Origin of the sequence: Methylobacterium organophilum, from assembly GCF_022533465.1 — a bacterium.
Taxonomy (GTDB): Bacteria; Pseudomonadota; Alphaproteobacteria; order Rhizobiales; family Beijerinckiaceae; genus Methylobacterium; species Methylobacterium organophilum.
This window is the reverse complement of the sequence record NZ_CP092848.1, coordinates 2,943,333-2,962,205: the sequence shown is the minus strand read 5'-3', so window position 1 is coordinate 2,962,205 and position 18,873 is coordinate 2,943,333. Positions and strand designations below refer to the sequence as shown.

General features: G+C 70.7%; 15 protein-coding genes. 8 read left to right on the top strand and 7 right to left on the bottom strand.

Translation table 11 applies throughout. The features are described from left to right. Position 1: 1 nt before the first annotated feature. From hpnC to dxs, 3 genes are all read right to left on the bottom strand, one after another. Positions 2-904 carry a squalene synthase HpnC gene (hpnC, locus tag MMB17_RS13735; RefSeq protein ID WP_241099141.1) on the bottom strand — a complete coding sequence of 301 codons (903 nt, stop codon included), beginning with the start codon at positions 902-904 and terminating at the stop codon, positions 2-4. After that, the gene (gene hpnA, locus MMB17_RS13730; RefSeq protein ID WP_241099139.1) at positions 901-1,926 is read right to left on the bottom strand and encodes a hopanoid-associated sugar epimerase; all 1,026 of its coding nucleotides are present in this window, start codon (positions 1,924-1,926) and stop codon (positions 901-903) included. Before hpnA ends, hpnC begins: the two co-directional genes overlap by 4 nt. Before the next feature lie 168 nt (positions 1,927-2,094). Then, the gene (dxs, locus tag MMB17_RS13725) at positions 2,095-4,062 is read right to left on the bottom strand and encodes a 1-deoxy-D-xylulose-5-phosphate synthase (protein WP_241099137.1); all 1,968 of its coding nucleotides are present in this window, start codon (positions 4,060-4,062) and stop codon (positions 2,095-2,097) included. 269 nt (positions 4,063-4,331) lie between these two features. Here dxs and MMB17_RS13720 point away from each other — a divergent pair, with 269 nt between their 5' ends. The 4 genes from MMB17_RS13720 (at position 4,332) to ettA (ending at position 7,749) form a co-directional block, all read left to right on the top strand. Further along, positions 4,332-4,610 (top strand): hypothetical protein, encoded by a 279-nt coding sequence (locus MMB17_RS13720; protein ID WP_241099135.1) that lies wholly within the window; start codon positions 4,332-4,334, stop codon positions 4,608-4,610. Between the two features lie 2 nt (positions 4,611-4,612). Beyond that, positions 4,613-5,512: a DNA/RNA non-specific endonuclease gene (locus MMB17_RS13715; RefSeq protein ID WP_241099130.1), complete on the top strand. Its 900-nt coding sequence runs from the start codon at positions 4,613-4,615 to the stop codon at positions 5,510-5,512. Positions 5,513-5,523: 11 nt separating this feature from the next. Beyond that, the gene (locus tag MMB17_RS13710; protein ID WP_241099129.1) at positions 5,524-5,823 is read left to right on the top strand and encodes a hypothetical protein; all 300 of its coding nucleotides are present in this window, start codon (positions 5,524-5,526) and stop codon (positions 5,821-5,823) included. 273 nt (positions 5,824-6,096) lie between these two features. Then, on the top strand, positions 6,097-7,749 hold the full coding sequence (ettA, locus tag MMB17_RS13705; RefSeq protein ID WP_238311999.1) for an energy-dependent translational throttle protein EttA: 1,653 nt from the start codon (positions 6,097-6,099) through the stop codon (positions 7,747-7,749). Positions 7,750-8,156: 407 nt separating this feature from the next. Here the strand turns inward: ettA and MMB17_RS13700 are convergent, their stop codons facing one another. The 3 genes from MMB17_RS13700 to MMB17_RS13690 are packed head-to-tail and all read right to left on the bottom strand — an operon-like array spanning position 8,157 to position 11,122. Continuing rightward, the gene (locus tag MMB17_RS13700; RefSeq protein ID WP_241099128.1) at positions 8,157-9,008 is read right to left on the bottom strand and encodes a formyltransferase family protein; all 852 of its coding nucleotides are present in this window, start codon (positions 9,006-9,008) and stop codon (positions 8,157-8,159) included. 7 nt (positions 9,009-9,015) lie between these two features. Then, the gene (locus MMB17_RS13695; protein WP_241099127.1) at positions 9,016-9,783 is read right to left on the bottom strand and encodes an SDR family NAD(P)-dependent oxidoreductase; all 768 of its coding nucleotides are present in this window, start codon (positions 9,781-9,783) and stop codon (positions 9,016-9,018) included. A gap of 31 nt (positions 9,784-9,814) precedes the next feature. Further along, the gene (locus MMB17_RS13690) at positions 9,815-11,122 is read right to left on the bottom strand and encodes a capsule biosynthesis protein (RefSeq protein WP_241099126.1); all 1,308 of its coding nucleotides are present in this window, start codon (positions 11,120-11,122) and stop codon (positions 9,815-9,817) included. 319 nt (positions 11,123-11,441) lie between these two features. Between MMB17_RS13690 and MMB17_RS13685 the strand changes: the two genes are divergently transcribed. From MMB17_RS13685 to MMB17_RS13670, 4 genes are all read left to right on the top strand, one after another. Then, positions 11,442-13,013: a capsular polysaccharide export protein, LipB/KpsS family gene (locus MMB17_RS13685; protein WP_241099125.1), complete on the top strand. Its 1,572-nt coding sequence runs from the start codon at positions 11,442-11,444 to the stop codon at positions 13,011-13,013. A 7-nt stretch (positions 13,014-13,020) separates the two neighbouring features. Beyond that, on the top strand, positions 13,021-14,523 hold the full coding sequence (locus MMB17_RS13680; RefSeq protein WP_241099124.1) for an LTA synthase family protein: 1,503 nt from the start codon (positions 13,021-13,023) through the stop codon (positions 14,521-14,523). A gap of 146 nt (positions 14,524-14,669) precedes the next feature. Next, positions 14,670-15,851 (top strand): polysaccharide biosynthesis/export family protein, encoded by a 1,182-nt coding sequence (locus tag MMB17_RS13675; RefSeq protein WP_241102193.1) that lies wholly within the window; start codon positions 14,670-14,672, stop codon positions 15,849-15,851. An 818-nt stretch (positions 15,852-16,669) separates the two neighbouring features. Next, positions 16,670-17,359: a phosphorylase gene (locus MMB17_RS13670; RefSeq protein ID WP_241099123.1), complete on the top strand. Its 690-nt coding sequence runs from the start codon at positions 16,670-16,672 to the stop codon at positions 17,357-17,359. On the opposite strand, the gene hpnH is transcribed toward MMB17_RS13670, so the two are convergent. Next, the gene (hpnH, locus tag MMB17_RS13665) at positions 17,309-18,475 is read right to left on the bottom strand and encodes an adenosyl-hopene transferase HpnH (protein WP_238312013.1); all 1,167 of its coding nucleotides are present in this window, start codon (positions 18,473-18,475) and stop codon (positions 17,309-17,311) included. The genes MMB17_RS13670 and hpnH overlap by 51 nt on opposite strands. Positions 18,476-18,873 lie beyond the last annotated feature (398 nt).

Below are 18,873 nucleotides of genomic sequence, written 5' to 3'. Positions count from 1 at the left end.
CTCACCGGTTCGCTCCCGTCTTCCCCGTCCGGACGCGGCTGCGGAACGGCCGTCGCAGCAGCGTCGCGGCGATGCCGCCCAAAGCCGTCATGGCGAAGGCGGCCTTGCTGTGATGCACCGTCTCGGAGAGCGGATCGCGGGTCAGCAGGCCCCGGGTCAGCACCACGGCCAGCCGGTGGATCGCGGCGATCTCCAGGCTCAGGCGGAAATCGTCGATCTGTCCGGGGAGCGGTGCGCCCTCTTCGAGCAGCACCAGCGTGCGCTCGGCCAGCTCGCGGATCACGGCCTTGAGCTGCGGCGTGGCGCGGTCGAGGCCGAGCATCGACACCTCGGCGCCGTGCTTCGCCATCAGGTCGAGGGGGATGTAGACCCGGTCGAGATGGCGGAAATCCTTGCCGCAATCCTGCATGTGGTTGAGCACCTGCAGGGCGGCGCAGATCGCGTCGGAGGTCTTCCAGACCCGGGCCGGGTCCTCGCCATGCACGTCGAGCACGAAGCGCCCGACCGGCATGGCCGAGTAGCGGCAATACTGGATCAGCTCGTCCCAATCCGCGTAGCGGCTCTTGCGGGCGTCCAGGCGGAAGGCCTCGAGCAGTTCGAGGGCGTGGGTCGGCGGCAGTTTGTGGGCGGCGAGCTCGCGCTTCAGCGGTTCCACCGAGGGGTCGGAGGCCCCCTGCCCCGTCAGCGCGTCGGCGAGCGCATCGAGCAGCGCGAGCTTGCGCTCGGGCGAGAGATCCGCGTGGTCGGCGACGTCGTCCCCCGCCCGCACGTAGTTGTAGAAGGCGAGGATCGCGCCGCGGTTGCGCGGATGGATCAGGTGCGAGGCGACGGGAAAATTCTCGTCGTGCGCTCCCTTGCCCGTGCGGGCGTCGCTCGCGGTCTGCATGGCCGAGGCGGCGCTCATTTCATGTATCCCGCTGTCCGGAACCACTGGATCGCGTCGGACAGGCCCTCGCGATAGGGCCGCGCCGAATAGCCGAGCTCCGCCCGCGCCTTGGCGTCGGAGAAGAACATCCGGTACTTCGACATGCGCACGCCGTCGAGGGTGGCGAGCGGGGCCTTGCCCGTCACGCGGGCGATCTGCTCGGAGACGAACGCGATCGGGTAGATCACCGCATAGGGCAGCTTCATGGTCGGGGCTTTGCGGCCGACCATGCCGGCGATGTCGGCGAGCATCTGCGCCAGCATCACGTCCTCGCCGCCGAGGATGTAGCGCTCGCCGATGCGCCCCTTGCGCAGGGCCAGCAGATGGCCGGCGGCCACGTCGTCGACATGGGCGAGGTTCAGCCCCGTATCGACGAAGGCGGGGATCTTGCCCTGGGCGGCGTCGAGGATGATGCGGCCGGTCGGCGTCGGCTTCACGTCCCGGGGGCCGATCGGCGTCGAGGGATTGACGATCACCGCCGGCAGACGGTCGCGGGCGACCATCTCCTCGACCACGCGCTCGGCCACGACCTTGCTGCGCTTGTAGGCGCCGATGGCGGTCTCGGGCGTCAGCGGCCGGGTCTCGTCGGCGGGGGTGCCGTCGGCATGCGGTTTGATGGTCGCGACGCTCGACGTGTAGACGATGCGCTCGACGCCGGCTTTCAGCGCCTGCTCCATCAGGATGCGGGTGCCATCGCGGTTGGTGCGGACGATCTCCTCCATGTCCGGCGCCCAGAGCCGGTAATCGGCGGCGGCGTGGACGAGGTAGCTCTGGCCCTTCATCGCCGCGGCGACGGCGGTGGCGTCGCGCATGTCGGCCTCGACGATCTCGACATCGGGCCAGGTCAGGTTGGTGCGCGGCGAGGAGGCGCGCACGGTGATGCGCACGCGGAAGCCCGCCTTGCGGAACACGTCGACGAGGGCGGCGCCGAGGAAGCCGCTCGCGCCGGTGATGAGCACCGGACCTGCATCGAAGGGGCCGGTCGGGGTCGGCTCGGTCATCGCACGCCAGGATTCATCGTGGGACAGGCGCTGGCGCCGAACGGACGGCGGGCGCTTTGATTCGGCTCTGGGGAGGCCGGCTCGTACGGAACGGCCCGCGCCTCCAGAAGGCGCGGGCCTTGTCTCACCGAAAACCGGGAGCGGCAAGCGCTCCGCTTGCAGGCCCGATCAGGCGAGGCGCAGGCGCCCCGGCCGCGCATCAGCCGGCGGCATTGCGTTGAGGACGGTATTTTGGATGCCGTGTGCGTCGAGGCCGGCCTCGGCGTACATCTTCTCGGGCTTGTCGTGGTCCTGGTAGGTGTCGGGCAGGGTCATGGTGCGCACCCGGACCGTGCCCGCATCGAGGGCGCCCTTGGCCGCCAGCAGGTGCAGCACCATCGCCCCGAAGCCGCCGACCGAGCCCTCCTCCAGGGTCACCAGCACCTCGTGGCTGCCGGCCAGATCCAGGATCAGGTCCTCGTCCAGCGGCTTGGCGAAGCGCGCATCCGCCACCGTCACGGCGATGCCCTCCGCCGCCAGGGCGTCCGCCGCCTTCAGCGCCTCGGCCAGGCGCGTGCCCAGCGAGAGCAGCGCCACCCGCGCGCCCTCCGGACGCCGGATCACCCGGCCCCGGCCGATCGCCAGCACCTCGCCCCGCTCGGGCATCTCCACGCCCACGCCCTCGCCGCGGGGATAGCGCAGGGCGATCGGGCCCGAGTCGTGGGCATGGGCGGTGGCCACCATGTGCACCAGCTCCGCCTCGTCGGCCGCCGCCATCACCGTCATGTTCGGCAGGCAGCACAGATAGGCCAGATCGAAGGCCCCCGCATGGGTCGCCCCGTCCGCGCCGACCAGGCCCGCCCGGTCCAGACAGAACCGCACGGGCAGGTTCTGCAGGGCCACGTCGTGCACGACCTGGTCGTAGGCCCGCTGCAGGAAGGTCGAGTAGATCGCCACGAACGGCTTGTAGCCCTCCGTCGCCAGGCCGCCGGCAAAGGTCACCGCATGCTGCTCGGCGATGCCGACATCGAAGGTCCGGGTCGGATGCGCCTTGCCGAACAGGTCGATGCCGGTGCCCCCGGGCATGGCCGCGGTGATCGCCACCACCTTGTCGTCGGCATCGGCCGCCTTGATCAGGCTCTCGCCGAACACCCGGGTGTAGCTCGGCGCGTTCGCCTTGGCCTTGGCCTGCACGCCCGAGACCACGTCGAACTTCACCACCCCGTGGTAGCGGTCGGCCGAAGCCTCGGCCGGGGCGTAGCCCTTGCCCTTCTGCGTGACCACGTGCAGCAGGATCGGGCCCTGCTCGGTGTCGCGCACGTTCTTCAGCACCGGCAGCAGGTGGTCGAGATTGTGCCCGTCGACCGGGCCGACATAGTAGAAGCCCATCTCCTCGAACATCGTGCCCGAGCCGACCACCAGGGAGCGGGCATATTCTTCCGCCCGCACCGCCCGCTCGTAGAGCGCCTTGGGCAGGAGCTTGCCGAGCTGCTTGGCGGTCTCGCGCAGGCTCCGGTAGGTGCCCCCCGAGGCCAGCCGCGCCAGATAGGCCGACATCGCCCCCACCGGCGGGGCGATCGACATGTCGTTGTCGTTCAGGATCACGATCAGGCGCGAATGCAGCGCACCGGCATTGTTCATGGCCTCGTAGGCCATGCCCGCCGACATCGAGCCGTCCCCGATCACCGCGATCACGTTGCGACGCTTGGGCGGCTCGGCGCCCGAGGCCTTGGCCTCGGCTTCCGAGAGGTCGCGCGCCACCGCCATGCCGAGGGCGGCCGAGATCGAGGTCGAGGAATGCGCCGCGCCGAAGGGGTCGTACTCGCTCTCGCTCCGCTTGGTGAAGCCCGACAGGCCCCCGCCCTGGCGCAGCGTGCGGATCCGGTCGCGCCGACCGGTCAGGATCTTGTGCGGGTAGCACTGGTGCCCGACATCCCACACCACCCGGTCGTAGGGCGTGTCGAACACGTGATGCAGCGCCACCGTCAGCTCGACCACGCCCAGACCCGAGCCCAGATGACCCCCGGTCACCGAGACCGCGTCGATCATCTCCGCACGGACCGCATCCGCGATCCCCTGAAGCTCGCCCTCCGGAACACGCCGAAGCGCATCCGGCGTCTCAAGCCCCTCCAATATCGAGGTGTCAACGAGTGCCAATGGATGCCCCCGACCTGTCTTCGCGTTACCGTCCGTGTCCTTCCGCCGCCCCTCCGGCTCCCGCCGGGTGTCGGACGGTGCCGTCCGAGGATGCCATGATCCAGGGAAGGGATCGGATGGAACATCCCGAGATTTCGGCAGATTCCCGCACCTCATGTGCCAAGGAACGCCGCCCGGACAGCGGACGTAGATACCGCCACCTATGGAATGCCAGCGGAATGATCAATATTGTGCATGCGCATTTTCGGCGAAGCGGGCATCCGGGCAACATGAGTCCCCTCGCAAATCCCAGGCGTGGGGCATGCTGTCTCACGCTGGCCCTCGCGCTGCTTGCGCAGCCCGCCCTGGCCTCCCCCGCGGAGATCGAGGGCGAGCTCGCCGCGGGCGCCTTCACGCTCGTCTGCGACCTCGATCCGGGCTGCACCCGCGTGCCGCCGGGGCCGCCGGACCGGGACATCCACCCCTTCGAAGGGCGCCTCGGCCGGCCCTGCGGCTGGCGCGAGCGGGCCACGCCCTCCGGGACCCGTCACGTCCGCATCTGCCACTGACCGTGACCGCGCCTTCCCCGCGCCCGCGCCGCGGCATCCTGCTCGCCGCGGCGCTGCTCGTCCTCGTTCCGCGCGCGGCGGCCGCGGAGTCCTGCCCACACGTCTTCGCGAGCGGGCAGGCCCCGGTGCTGACGAACCCCAGGCTGGGCACCGGCGCGCAGGCCCTCTGCTACGCGGCCTTCGCGATTCTCTACTCCCCGCAATCGCGCACGCCCCTCTACGCGGCGGAGCGCCTGACGCGCGGCGGCGTCTTCGCCGCGCGAAAGGTCGAGCGGGCGGATTCCTTCCACGAGGAGGAGCGGCTTCCGGAGCCGGCGCGGTCCCGCCTCGACGATTACGTCCGCAGCGGCTTCGATCGCGGGCACATGGCGCCCGCCGGCGACATGCCGAGCGCCGCGGCCCAGGCCGAGTCCTTCACCCTCGCCAACATCGTGCCGCAGGACCGCGAGGCCAACCGCTCCCTCTGGGCGGCGATCGAGGAGAGCGTGCGCCGGCTGGCCCTGGAGCGCGGCGAGATCTTCGTGGTGACCGGACCGATCTTCGAAGGCAGTTCGGCACAGGCCCTCAAGGGCCGCGTCCTCGTCCCGACGCAGATCTACAAGGCGGTCTACGATCCGAGATCCGGGGAGGCCGGGGCCTATCTCGCCGCGAATGCGGGAGGTGGCGCCTGGCGCCGGATCTCCGTGGCCGAACTCGACCGTCTCGCCGGTCTCGCGGTCTTTCCCGCCCTGCCGGAGGCGGCACGCACCCGGACCATGGACCTGCCCGAGCCGCGGGAATTCTCCCGCGACGGGGGCGCCTCTGACCGCGGCGATCGGGACGGCCTCGAGGCCTGGCTGCGCCGGGAACTGCACCGCCTCCTGCGCGCCCTCTGGCGCGAGGTGATGCGGGCGATCTTCTGAAGGGGGGAGCGATGACGAAGCGCACCAAATCGGGAGCGGCCGGGCCCGGAACACCCGCGCCCGCCTTCCGGCCCTTCGCGGACGATGCCTCCGTGCAGACCTTCGGCGCGCTCACTTTCGAGAACGGCTCGAGCCGGATCGCGCTGCACGGCTCGGCGGAGATCACCCGCGATCGGGCCGGCCTCGCCCGCGCCCGCCAGCTGCGCGACCTCCTCGCCGCCATCGCCTCGGCCCTCGAAGGCGCGGATCTGCCCGAGACTGTCACCGAGACCGCCGAGGCGCCGGAAGTGGTCAGGAACCCCTTCGCCTGAAGGGGGAGAGGAGTCCGCCCGAACCGCGCGATCGCCCGGAACGGGCCCTGCCGCATTGGCGCCGTCCCCCGCCGTCCCCATATCCGGGGGCACGTGCCGTCATCGGGGCGGGCGCCTTCCTCGGTCGCGTCCTTGCCCGCTTCCGGGCGCCCTGATACTCGGGCACGAAACTCTCATATCCCGAACGTCGCCGGACCCGCGGCGCGGCCTCATCGAGCCGCGGCGGGTCGAACGGCCGGTTCGCGTCGAGACGCCGGAATCTAAGGAACCGCAATGGCCCGCGAATTCATCTACCACATGCGGGGTCTCACCAAGACCTACCAGGGTGGCAAGAAGGTCCTCGATAACGTCAACCTGTCCTTCTACCCCGATGCCAAGATCGGCGTGCTCGGCATCAACGGCGCCGGCAAGTCGACGCTGCTCAAGATCATGGCCGGCATCGACAAGGACTTCACCGGCGACGGCTGGGTCGCGCAAGGCGCCCGCGTCGGCTACCTGTCGCAGGAGCCGCAGCTCGATCCGAACAAGACGGTCCGCGAGAACGTCATGGAGGGCGTGGCCGAGAAGCAGGCGCTGCTCGACCGCTACAACGAGCTCGCCATGAATTATTCCGAGGAGACGGCGGACGAGATGACCGCCCTCCAGGACCAGATCGAGGCGCAGAACCTGTGGGAGCTGGATTCCAAGGTCGATCAGGCCATGGAAGCCCTCGGCTGTCCGAGCGACGAGCAGCCGGTCGCCACGCTCTCGGGCGGCGAGCGCCGCCGCATCGCGCTCTGCCGCCTGCTCCTGTGGGAGCCGGAGCTGCTCCTCCTCGACGAGCCGACCAACCACCTCGACGCCGAGACGGTGAACTGGCTCGAAGGTCATCTGCGCTCCTATCCGGGCGCGATCCTGATCGTGACCCACGACCGCTACTTCCTCGACAACGTGACGGGCTGGATCCTCGAGCTCGACCGCGGCAAGGGCATCCCCTACGAGGGCAACTACTCCTCCTGGCTGGTGCAGAAGCAGAAGCGCCTGGAGCAGGAGGGCCGCGAGGACATGGCCCGCCAGCGCGCCATCGCCCGCGAGCAGGAGTGGATCTCCGCCTCGCCGAAGGCCCGCCAGACCAAGTCCAAGGCGCGTATCACCCGCTACGAGGAGCTGGTCGCCAAGCAGCAGCAGAAGGTCGACGCCACCGCGCAGATCGTCATCCCGATCACCGAGCGGCTCGGCCAGAACGTCATCGAGTTCAAGAACCTCAACAAGGCCTTCGGCGACCGACTGCTGATCGAGAACCTGTCGTTCAAGCTGCCGCCGGGCGGCATCGTCGGCGTGATCGGCCCGAACGGCGCCGGCAAGACCACCCTGTTCAAGATGATCACCGGCGTCGAGAAGCCCGATGGCGGCGCCATCGAGATCGGCGAGAGCGTGCATCTCGGCTATGTCGACCAGTCCCGCGACGCGCTCGATCCGAACGCGACCGTCTGGCAGGAGATCTCCGGCGGCAACGACATCCTCTATTTCAACAAGCGCGAGATCAATTCCCGCGCCTATTGCGCGGCCTTCGCCTTCAAGGGCGGCGACCAGCAGAAGAAGGTCGGCGTGCTCTCCGGCGGTGAGCGCAACCGCGTCCACCTCGCCGCCACGCTGCGGAAGGGTGGCAACGTGCTGCTCCTCGACGAGCCGACCAACGACCTCGACATGGAGACCCTGCGGGCGCTCGAAGAGGGCCTGGAGGATTACGCGGGCTGCGCGGTCATCATCAGCCACGATCGCTGGTTCCTGAACCGCATCGCGACCCACATCCTCGCCTTCGAGGGCGACAGCCATGTCGAGTGGTTCGAGGGCAACTTCTCGGATTACGAGGAGGACAAGAAGCGCCGCCTCGGCACCGACTCGATCATCCCGAAGAAGCTGAAGTACAAGAAGTTCTCGCGCTGAGGCTTCGGGAGGAGTCTCCCGGTCGCCCCGCGTCCCCCCTCGCCCCGCTTGCGGGGAGAGGGCTTCGGCGACATCAGAATTCGGGTCGACCCGAATTCTGCTCATGGGTGCTCAAGTCGGGCAAGCCCGACTTGGGTGTCGTCGCGAAGCGAGGCGGCAGCCGAAGGTGCGGGGGTTCGAACGGAAGAGTCTCATCCGTCGACTTCCCCTCGACCCCTCATTCTATTCCTGGACGATGTGAGCGGTCGCCGCGCCTTTCCTCGCCCTCTGGGCGAGGGGAACCGCGCGTGAGCGCGGTGGAGTGGGCCTCCGCGCGAGGCCGGCAACCCCGGCCCTGTCCTCTCCGTCCGCTTCGCGGCCACCTCTCCCGAGGGGACAGGAAACACGCCCTGCGCCGGGGCGGCCGCTCAGCGGTGGAGGCGCAGCGCGTCGCGCAGGTCGCGCCCATCGACCAGTTTCAGGCCGCGTTTCCCCATCGTCTTCAGCAGCGCGCGGTCGGGAAAGCCGCAATAGGGCAGCACCGGAACCGTCCGGCCCTGCGGAACCTGGCCGGTCTGCGCGATCTCCGCGAGCACCCGGTCCAGCATCGAGCGCCCGTGATCGTGCAGGAGCCGGGCGGCGCGGGTGGCGGTGACGTCCGCCGGCAGTGGCGGCGCCTCCTGGGCCAGGATCGCGCCGGCATCGATCGCCTCGGCGAGGCGATGCACGGTGACGCCGAAGGCCCCCTCCCCCTCGGCCAGGGCGTGCAGGGTCGGCACCGGCCCGCGATGGCGCGGCAGCAGGCCCGGATGCAGGTTGAGGCCGCCGAGCGACGCCAGCGCCAGGGTCGCGCCGGAAAAGATCTGGTCGAAATGGAAGGCCACGATCAGGTCCGGGCGATGCGCGCGGAAGGCCGCCGCCACGGCCTCGCCGTTCACGTCGTCCACCGTCAGCACCGGGAGGCCGAGCCGCCGGCCGAGCCGGGCAAGCGGCGTCGCCTCGGGCGTCTCCTGCGCGCCGGACACGGCCTGCGTCAGCGGGGCCAGGGGCCGGAGCAGGTCCGGCAGGCCGAAATTCACCGCGAGATAGGGCAGGAAGCCCGGCCCCGAGCGGGCGAGGTGCCGGCGGACCTGGCCGGTCAGCCCCCCGCTCGACGGGCGTTCGGCATTGGAGAGCCCGAGGAAGGCGATGTCCTCCGCATGGTCCGCGACGAAGCGGCGGACGGCGCGGGCATTGGGCAGCGCTTCGAGGGTGAAGAGCGCGATCCGGGGGCGGCCCATGGCGTCGTCAGCGCCGCGGCTGATTCTTGAAGCGGAAGCTGTGCAGGCCGAGGCTGCGCACCGATTCCGGCACCAGCATCGCGCCGCGGGCCAAAGCCGCCAGGAGGCCGGGGAAGGCGATCACGTCCTGGTCCCGCTCCAGGCCCCGCGCGATGCGGGCGGCGGCCTCCTCCGCGCTCATCTCCAGGGGGCGCCAGCCCTTGATGACGCCGCCCATCGGCGTCTTCACGTAGCCGGGCGTGACGACGCTGAGCTTCACCCCCAGGGGCTTGAGCTTCGTGCGCAGGGCGAGGCCATGGGCGAGGAGCGCGGCCTTGGTGCCGCTATAGGCCGGGGCGTCCGGCAGCGGCGCATAGGCGGCGAGCGACGAGACCAGGGCGATCTGGCCGCTCCCGCGGGCGCTCATCCGGCTCACGCAGGGCAAGGCCACGTTGAGCGCGCCGCCGAGATTGATGTCCAGGGTCTCGAAGGCGGTCGCCTCGCTCTCCAGGCCGCCGGTCGGATGGCCACCGTTCACCCCCGCATTCACGATGACGAGATCGAGGGGCGTGTCCCGGTCGAGGTCGCGGATCCAGGCCCCGACCGCGTCGCGGTCGCGCAGGTCGAGGGGCATGGTCCGGGCCTGCGCGCCCCGGGCGCGGCACGCCTGCGCCACGGCTTCGAGGCGCCCGGCATCGCGCGCATTCAGGACGAGGGCAGTGCCCGGTGCCGCGTAGTGGCGGGCGAGCGCCGCGCCGATGCCGCTCGAGGCGCCGGTGATCAGGATGACGGGCATGGGGAACGCGTTCGGGAGGAGGTGTCGGCGCTCAATAGACCGGCGCGAGCGCGCCGCCATCCATCCCGCGCTCGCGATTGGCCCGGGCGGCGGCCAGGGCGGCGGCGGGCAGCACCGATTCCATGCGCAGGATCGAGCCGGTCACCGCCCGCTCGATCGCCGGCCGCGAGAAGTAGCCGCCGTTGATCTGGGTCCGGTGCATCACGACCCGGCTGAAATCGGTCATCAGCTCCCGATCCGGCGGCGTCGGGTTGCGCCAGAACGTGTCGATGCTGCCCTGATGGGTCAGGCCCGGCATGTTGTAGATCGCCGTGCCGGTGGCGAGCGTCGGCTTGCCCCGTTCGAGGGCGAGCATCCCCACCGTCGAGTTGACCAGCACCACGCCGCGGCTGCGGTCGATCAGCGTCGGCAGGTCGCCGCCGTCGATGAAGTCGAGCCGGTCGTTCACCCCGTGGCGCTTGGCGGCCTGACGGCCCCGCTTCCACCAGTTCATGATGCCGCTGTCGAGAGGGTGCAGCTTGATGAGGAGCCGCGCATCGGGATTCGCGTGCTTGGCGAAGGAGGCGATCACCCGGTCCATGAAGGCCTCGACCCCGAGGAAGGGCGAGTGGACGCGGATCTGGTAGTCGCTGTCGAGCTGCAGCGGCAGCAGGAAGTACTCGGCGTTGACGATGCCGTAGAGCTCGTTCACCCGCGCCGCGTGCTTCCGGGTGCGGCTCCGCCGGGAGAACTTGCGCAGCCAGCCGGCATATTCCCGGATGATGTGGTTCGGGCGGTGGCTGCGGAAGCCGGGATAGAGGTAGGGGAAGGCGACGTTGGCGACGTTGTAGGAGATGTCCCAGAAGCTGCGCCGGGTCATGTCGCCGGTGAGCGGCATCGCCCGGCCCGGCTTGGGCAGGCGGCGGGCCAGGGCCCGGATCTCCGTGGCGTCCTTGGAGAGCGAGGAATTGCCGTTGGTGCCGCCATGCTCGCAGGTGATCCAGTAGGGGCGCAGATACCCCTCCTCGAACACGTGCACGCGGATGCCTAGCGGCTTGGCGACCTTCACCGCGGCCACGTGGTAGGGCCGGCAATCGCCGAACAGCACCAGGTCGGTGATGCCGTGCGTACGGATATAGCCGAGGAGATAGGCGTCCCAGCCGGCCCGGGAGCCGCGGTAATGGTCGGAGGCGCCCCGCCAGAACAGCCAGTCGCCCGGGGCGAAGTTGATGCGGCGGACGCGATGCCCGCGCTCGCGCAGGGCGGCGCCGAGCTCCGAGAAGAACGGGGACGCGATCCCCTGCAGGAAAAGGAAGGTGGCAGCCGGTCCACGGGGCATGTCGGGCTGAGGCTGCGTCATACCAAGCGCGGTTCCCTCGATCCGGGCGACCCTGAACCGATCAGCAACGTCGCATGCCACCCGAAGCTTAACAATTTGCCAAGGCTGGGGATGGCGGCGAAACCCGTAAGCCGTTGTGAGACGGCCACATCCCGCCATCGGCGCGATCGCCGAGCTGTGGCCTGCGATTGCGGCTCCCGTGTGGTCGAACGGCGCGGCTTCCCCGACATTTGTGCGGCGCCGCTTTCCGTCGCTCGACGGAATTTCCGTCGATAACCTTCGGATTTCCGTCGCGGGCCGAACCGCACTATGAGCGGCCCTGCGCTCGTTTCGGGTTCCGATGTCCTCGCCCCTGCCCCACGCGCCGTTTCCGGTCGGCCGAACCATCCGTCAGCTGCGCGCCGAGATCGAGTCGATCCTCGGCCGCGACCTCGCGCGCGCGCCGACCCCGCTGCCGGTGCTCTGGCAGGGTTCGGCCCGGCGCCTGCCCTGGCCCGGCGCCCTCGTCGTCGCCCCGGGCCCCCTGCTCAGCCCCTATGACCGGGCCGAGACCGGCTTTGCCAGCCTGTGCCTGCGCTTCCGGGACGCCCCCTATGGCGGCGCGTCCCTCGGCCCGGATTTCGGCGCGCGCCTTGCCGCCGCGGGCCTGTCCGAGGCGGCCGCGAGCCACGGGCTCCGGGAGCGCTACGGCGCCGGCGTGCATTACTTCGATCCCTGGACCCGGGCGCCGATCGCGCCCGAGGAGGCCGTCGAACGGGTCGCCTGGCTGCGCGCGCGCTTCGCCGGGAACGCGCGGCGCGTGGTGCTGGTCGGGATCTCCGGCTGGAAGCGCCCGGCCATGGACGTCTTCGCGGACGGGCCGGCGGGCCGGCCGATCCACGCCATGACCGCGCAGGACGCGATCGCGGCCGCCCGCCGGGAGGGCGGCGAGATCCGGGCCTGGGCGACGCGCCTGCCCGAGAGCCTGCCCCGCCTCTGCGCGGAGGCCGGTATTCCCTTCCGGCGGATCGAGGACGGCTTCCTGCGTTCCGTCGGGCTCGGGGCGAGCCTCGAGCCCGGCGCCTCCATCGTGCTGGACGATCTCGGGATCTACTACGATCCCCGGGTCGAGAGCCGCCTCGCGCGCATCCTGAAGGAAACCGATTTTCCGGCCGATCTCGTCGCCCGGGCCGGGGCCCTGCGCGCGGCGATCGTGGCGCGCCGGCTCAGCAAGTACAATGTCGGCCTGCGCGATGCCGGGGCGATGGACTGGCCCCCGGGGCGCAAGGTCGTGCTGGTGCCGGGCCAGGTCGAGGACGACGCCTCCGTCACCTTCGGCTCGCCGAAGGTGCGCTCGAACCGCGACCTGTTGCGGGCGGCCCGGGCCCGCCATCCGGACGCGTTCCTGCTGTTCAAGCCGCATCCCGACGTGGAGGCGGGCTTCCGCCCGGGCAAGATCCCCGAGGCGGAGGCGCTTGCCATCGCCGACCGGATCGTGGCCGGCCTCGCCATCGTCGACCTGCTCGACCGGGTCGACCATGTCGAGACCATGACCTCCCTCGCCGGCTTCGAGGCCCTGATCCGCGGGATCCGCGTCGGCGTGCATGGCCGGCCCTTCTATTCCGGCTGGGGGCTCACGGAGGATCTGGCGCCCGGCGCCGACCGGGGCCGCCGCCTCGCCCTGGACGAGCTCGTGGCCGGCACCCTGCTCCTCTATCCCGTCTATCTCGATCCCGTGGCGATGAAGCCCTGCACGCCCGAGCAGCTGCTCGATCGGCTCTCGCAGGCGCGGGACGCGGCCGGCCCGTCCCGGCTCGCCATCGGCCGCGGCCGACAGCTCGTCATGCGGATGCGCTATGCCCTGATCAATCCGGTGCTGCGGGCGCTGCGGGCGCGCCGCGGCGTGCGGGGCGCACCGGAGGGCGAGGGATGAGAGCGCCGTGCCGGATCTCCTGACGAGCGTGTTCGCGCCCCTTCTCGTGGCGCTGCTCGGATCCTTCGCCATCGAGGCCGCCGCCTCGCCGGTGGCGGTCGGGCGGCGCCCGCGCGACCTCGCGGTGCGGCTGGCCGCCTATGCCCTCGTCATGGCCTTCTGGTTCACCTTCTCCTGGCGGCCCTGGCTTGCAGCCACCTCGTGCCTGCTGACGGTGGCGGGGTTCGAGGCGGTGAGCGCGCTCAAGCGGAAGGTCATCGGCGAGCCGCTCGCCTTCAGCGATTTCGCCCTGCTCAAGCAGGTGCCCCGCTACCCCGAGCTCTATTACGTGCCGCCGGTCTCCGATCCGCGCGTGGCGCTTCCGGCCCTGGGGGGGATCGGCCTCGTCGTCCTCTGGTACGTGCTGGAGCCCGCCCAGCTGCCCCGGGCGACCGGGGCCGCCCTCGCTGCCCTCCTGCTCTGGCCCCTGGCCCTGGCGGGCCTCCTCGCCCTCGCCCGCTCGCCCTGGGGCCGGTCCCGGCTGGCGCGCCTCTTCCCGCGGCCCGCCCTCGCCGCGGACGTCGCCCGCTACGGCCATCCCGCGACCCTGCTCGGCTATGCCCTGCGCCGGGATGCCGAGCGCGCGGCCGGTCCCGCCCCGCGGATGCCCCCCGCCGCCCCGGCGACGGGTCCGGAGGTGATCGTTGTCGTCCAGCTCGAATCCTTCCTCGATCCCGAGCGGCTCGGCGGCCCGGCCCTGCCGCTGATGCGGCGCATCCGGGAACAGGCCGAGAGCCATGGCCGCCTGAGGGTGCCGGCGCATGGCGCCTACACGATGCGCACCGAGCATGCGGTGCTCACCGGCCTGCGCCCGGAGGAGCTCGGCTTCGGCGTCTTCGATCCCTACCTGTCCGGCGGCGGGAGCGAGCCCGAGAGCCTCGCCCGCCTCGCCCGGGCCGCCGGCTACGAGACCGTCTTCGTGCATCCCTTCGATGCCGATTTCTTCGAGCGCCGCCGAATCTTCGCGCAGCTCGGCTTCGATCGCATCGTCGATCGCGATGCCTTCGCCCAGGGCGACAGGGTCGGCCCCTATATCGGCGACGCGGCCGTGGCGGCCCACCTCCTGGCAGAGGTGCGGGGGCGGACCCGCCCGCTCTTCCTGTTCTGCGTGACCATGGAGAATCACGGCCCCTGGCCGCCGGGGCGGTTGCCGGGATTTGTGGATCCGCTCGCGCAATGGTTGCATCATGCCGCGAATTCCGGCCGGGCCGCGGAGACCTTGATCGACGGGCTCGCCGGCGTGCCGGCGCTGCTCTGCCTCTACGGGGACCACGCCCCGTCCCTCCCGAACTGCCGCCCGGGTTTCGGCGATACCTGCACCGATTACGCCCTGTTCCGCTTCGGCGGCGAGGGCGGCTCGCCCACCCGCCGCGACCTCACGGCGGACGGGCTCGGCCGTCTCCTGCGCGGGCATGTGACCGGGGCCGGCGCAGGAAAACGCGATGAAAGCTTGGCCTTGTCACGGTCGTGACGCAATGTCGGCCGAGGTGTCTGCTCGCGAGGGTTGCCGTGCGGCAGCGCTTAAGCGTTCGTTATAGGGATCCAGGCCTTTTGACCGGAACCATTCATCGACCGGACCGGAGCAGTGCGCGCGTGAATTCTCAGGCGAAGTCCTCGATTCTGCGCGGCACCGCCCTCGTCGCCCTGGCGACCACCCTCCTGTCCGGTCTCGTCTCCGGGTGTTCGGTGCTCCCGGCTTCTGGGCCGACGACGAGCGCGGTCGTTGAGGGGGCGGACATTGCCACGAGCGAGGGTCTGTTTGCGCGCTACGAGATCGTGGACGTTGACGCCTCGGTGGTGGAGGCCCTGCGGGCGCGCCCGCTCGACAGCCTGCTCTCGACCTTCGGGGACAATCGCGGTGCGCCGGAGCCGCTGATCGGGGTGGGCGATTCCGTCTCGGTGCAGATCTGGGAGGCGGGCTCGGGCGGTCTGTTCTCCGGCCCGCTGGTGGCCGACCGGTTCTCGGCGGGCTCCAAGTCGGCGATGATCCCGGACCAGCCGGTGGCGCGCGACGGGACGATCTCGGTGCCCTATGCCGGGCGCATCCCGGTGGCGGGCCGGCGCGCCCAGGACGTGCAGACGCTGATCGAGAACGAGCTGTCCGGCAAGGCGATCCAGCCGCAGGTTCTGGTGAGCGTGTCGCGGCCCCTGTCGCAGAGCGTGACCGTCAACGGCGAGGTGGTGGCCGGGGCGCGCATCCCGCTCTCGCAGAAGGGCGACCGGCTGCTCGACGTGCTGGCCTCGGCCGGGGGCACCCGCGCACCGGTGCACGAGGTGTTCGTGCGCCTGTCGCGCAACGGCACCACGGTGACTGTGCCGCTCTCGGCGGTGGTGGCCAACCCGCGCGAGAACATCTACCTGCGCCCGGGCGACACGCTGACGCTGGTGCGTGATCCGCAGACGGTGCTGGCGGTGGGGGCGCTCGGCAACACCACCGAGATCGAGTTTCGGGCCGAGGGCATCTCCCTCGCCCAGGCCCTGGCCCGGGCCTCGGGGCTCTCCACCTTCGCCGCCGATCCGGAAGGCGCCTTCATCTTCCGCTTCGAGCCGGCCTCGCTGGTGCGCCGCCTCCGCCCGCGCTCGCCCCTGCTCAACGCCAAGCTCGTGCCGGTGGTCTACCGCTTCAACATGCGCGACCCCAACAGCCTGTTCCTGCAGCAGGCTTTCCGCATGCGCAACCGCGACCTGATCTACGTCTCCAACGCCCCCCTGGTCGAACTCCAGAAGGTCCTCTCCGTCTTCTCAACCGTCACATCCCCCATCGCCGCAGGCGCGGGCGTGGCCACGGCGGTGCGGTAACGGGCGCATGGGCCTCTCTCCTCCTCCCGCGGGGAGGACGTGAAGGTGGGGATGGCCAGGATGAAGCGAAGCGCGTCGAGTCGGCTCCCCCCCTCTCCCCGCACGCGGGGAGAGGCCCGCATGGACCTCGCCGTCCATGCGGGGAGCGCAGGCGAAGCCGGAGCGGCGGTGAGGGGGCTTGAACGGATGTGGCTCCTCCGTCACCGCCCCCTCACCCTCGGCTGCCGCCTCGCCGCGCCGACGACGAGGTCGTCGCGGCCCTCTCCCCGCCCGCGGGGAGAGGGGATGCGCGCGCAGCTGAGCGGACAAGCCACCAGACCGTTTCCGCGTCACCCAGAGCGGATCGAGCCGGCTCCCCCCTCTCCCCGCACGCGGGGAGAGGCCCGCATGGACCTCGTCGTCCATGCGGGAAGCGCAGGCGAAGCCGGAGCGGCGGTGAGGGGGCTTGAACGGATGCGACTCCTTCGTCACCGCCCCCTCACCCTCGGCTGCCGCCTCGCCGCGCCGACGACAAGGTCGTCGCGGCCCTCTCCCCGCGTGCGGGGAGAGGGGATGCGCGCGCAGCTGAGCGGACGAGCTACCAGACCGTTTCCGCGTCACCCAGAGCGGATCGAGCCGGCTCCCCCCTCTCCCCGCAGGCGGGGAGAGGAGATGCGCGCGCAACCGGCGCGGCGGACCGGCTCGACGTCCAAACCGTCCTTGCGAGGCGGAGCCGACGCAATCCAGCGGCACGACCTGTCCGGAAAAGGCGGCGCCCCCGGATCGCTGCGCGCGCGCTTGCAAGGGCGGAAGCCCCCCATCCACCCACCGGAACACCGATGACGACGACCCTTCGCAGCGATGTCCTCGCCCTCTGCGGGCTGGCGCGGGAGGCGCGGATCGCCGCCGGGGACGGGGTCCTGACCCTGCAGGCGGGGGGCGATCCGGCGCGCCTGCGGGCGCGGCTCGCCGAGCACCCGCCCGAGGGCCTGCGGGCGGTGGTCAGCTTCGGCATCGCGGGCGGGCTCGATCCGGCCCTGAAGCCCGGCGCCGTCGTGATCGGGACGGCGGTGCGCGGCGCGCAACGCTGGCAGGCCGATCCGAGCCTCGTCGAGGCCTGGCGCCGGCGCCTGGGGGGAAGCGGCCTCGCCCTGGTCGCCGCGGAGGTCGCGGGGGTGGAGGCGGCGGTGCTGAGCCCGCAGGCCAAGGCCGCCCTGCGGCAGGAGACCGGCGCGGCCGCCGTCGACATGGAATCGCAGGTCGCCGCCGCCTATGCGGCGCAGCACGGCCTGCCCTTCGGCATCCTGCGCGTGGTCTGCGATCCCGCAGAAAGGGCGCTGCCCGCCTTCGCGGCCAACGCCCTGAAACCGAACGGCGATCCCGACATCGCCGCCGTGCTGATGGCCCTGGCGCGCCGGCCGTCCCGGCTCGGCGCGCTCCTGAGCCTCGCCCGGGATTCGGGCGAGGCCTTCCGGGGCTTAGGCCGCGCTCGCGCGCTTCTGGGTCTCGCGCTTGGTGTCGACGCCTGAGGCGCGGATCTCCGAGAGCTTCTCGGCGACGTTGCGCGAGAACACGAACTCGGCGGGGCGCTGGTTCTCGAGGCTGATCTCCGGCGCCATGTCGCCCTCGGTCTTGATGCCGCGCAGGGCATGGACCAGCGGCTTCCAGGGCTTGCGGACGGAATCGACCACCGAGGAGGCCTCGTAGCCCGAATGGACCATGCAGTCGGCGCACTTCTCGTAGTTGCCGGTGCCGTAGGCGTCCCAGTCCGTGGTCTCCATCAGCTCCTTGAAGGTCTTCGCGTAGCCTTCGCCGAGGAGGTAGCAGGGCTTCTGCCAGCCGAACACCGTGCGGGTCGGGTTGCCCCACGGGGTGCAATGGTAGGTCTGGTTGCCGGCCAGGAAGTCGAGGAACAGGCCCGACTGCTGGAAGGTCCACTTCTCGCGGCCCTTCTCCTTGCCGTGCCGGAACACGCCGCGGAACAGCTCCTTCGTCGCCTTGCGGTTGAGGAAGTGCTGCTGGTCGGGGGCGCGCTCGTAGGCGTAGCCCGGCGAGACCGTGATGCCGTCGATGCCCATGCGGGTCACCGAGTCGAAGAAGTCGGCGATCTTGTCGGCCGAGGAATTGTTGAAGAAGGTGCAGTTGATGGTGACCCGGAAGCCCATCTCCTTGGCCTTCTTGATGGCCGCGACGGCCTTGTCGTAGACGCCGCGCTGGCACACCGACTGGTCGTGCATCTCCTTGTCGCCGTCGAGATGGATCGACCAGGTGAAGTACGGGCTCGGCTTGTACTGGGCGATCTTCTTCTCGAGCAGGAGCGCGTTCGTGCACACGATCGCGAACTTCTTCTGCGCGATGATGCCCTCGACGATCTGCGGCAGATCCTTGTGGAGAAGCGGCTCGCCGCCGGCGATCACCACCACGGGTGCACCGCACTCGCGCACGGATTCCAGCGCCTCGTCCACGGGCAGGCGCTTGTTCAGGATCTCGTCGGGGTAGTCGATCTTACCGCACCCCGCACAGGCGAGATTGCAGCGGAACAGCGGCTCCATCATCATGACGAGCGGGTACCGCTTGCGGCCGGTCAGGTGCTGCTTGAGGATGTAGCCGCCGATCTTCGCGACGTACCGAACGGGAATTCCCAAGACGCGGCTCCTTTGTTGTTGGCCCCGGATTGGGGGGCTGCTTAGCGCGAAAAGAACACGGTTTCCAGCGAACTAGGCTGAAACGACTCTGAACTGTCCCGGCGTGCCGGCCCTCCGGCGCGCCGTCTGGCGATCACGTTGCCGGAGCCGAGGCGGGCGGATGAACACCCCGATCGCCCAGCAGGAGCCGTGCCTGAACCCGCGCTCTTCCCGTTTCTTGCGGCGATTTCGAGACAGCTTGAGCCTTCGCTGCTGAGCCGGCTGCGCACAATCCTTGTGCGGTGCGATTTTGCACGCCGACCCGTCCGGGGCCACGATTCTCACGCTGCGTTGCATTCCGGTGCCAAGGACAGTACTTAGCCCGGCCGTCCGGCGGCGTCTTCCCGTGGAAAGGGGGG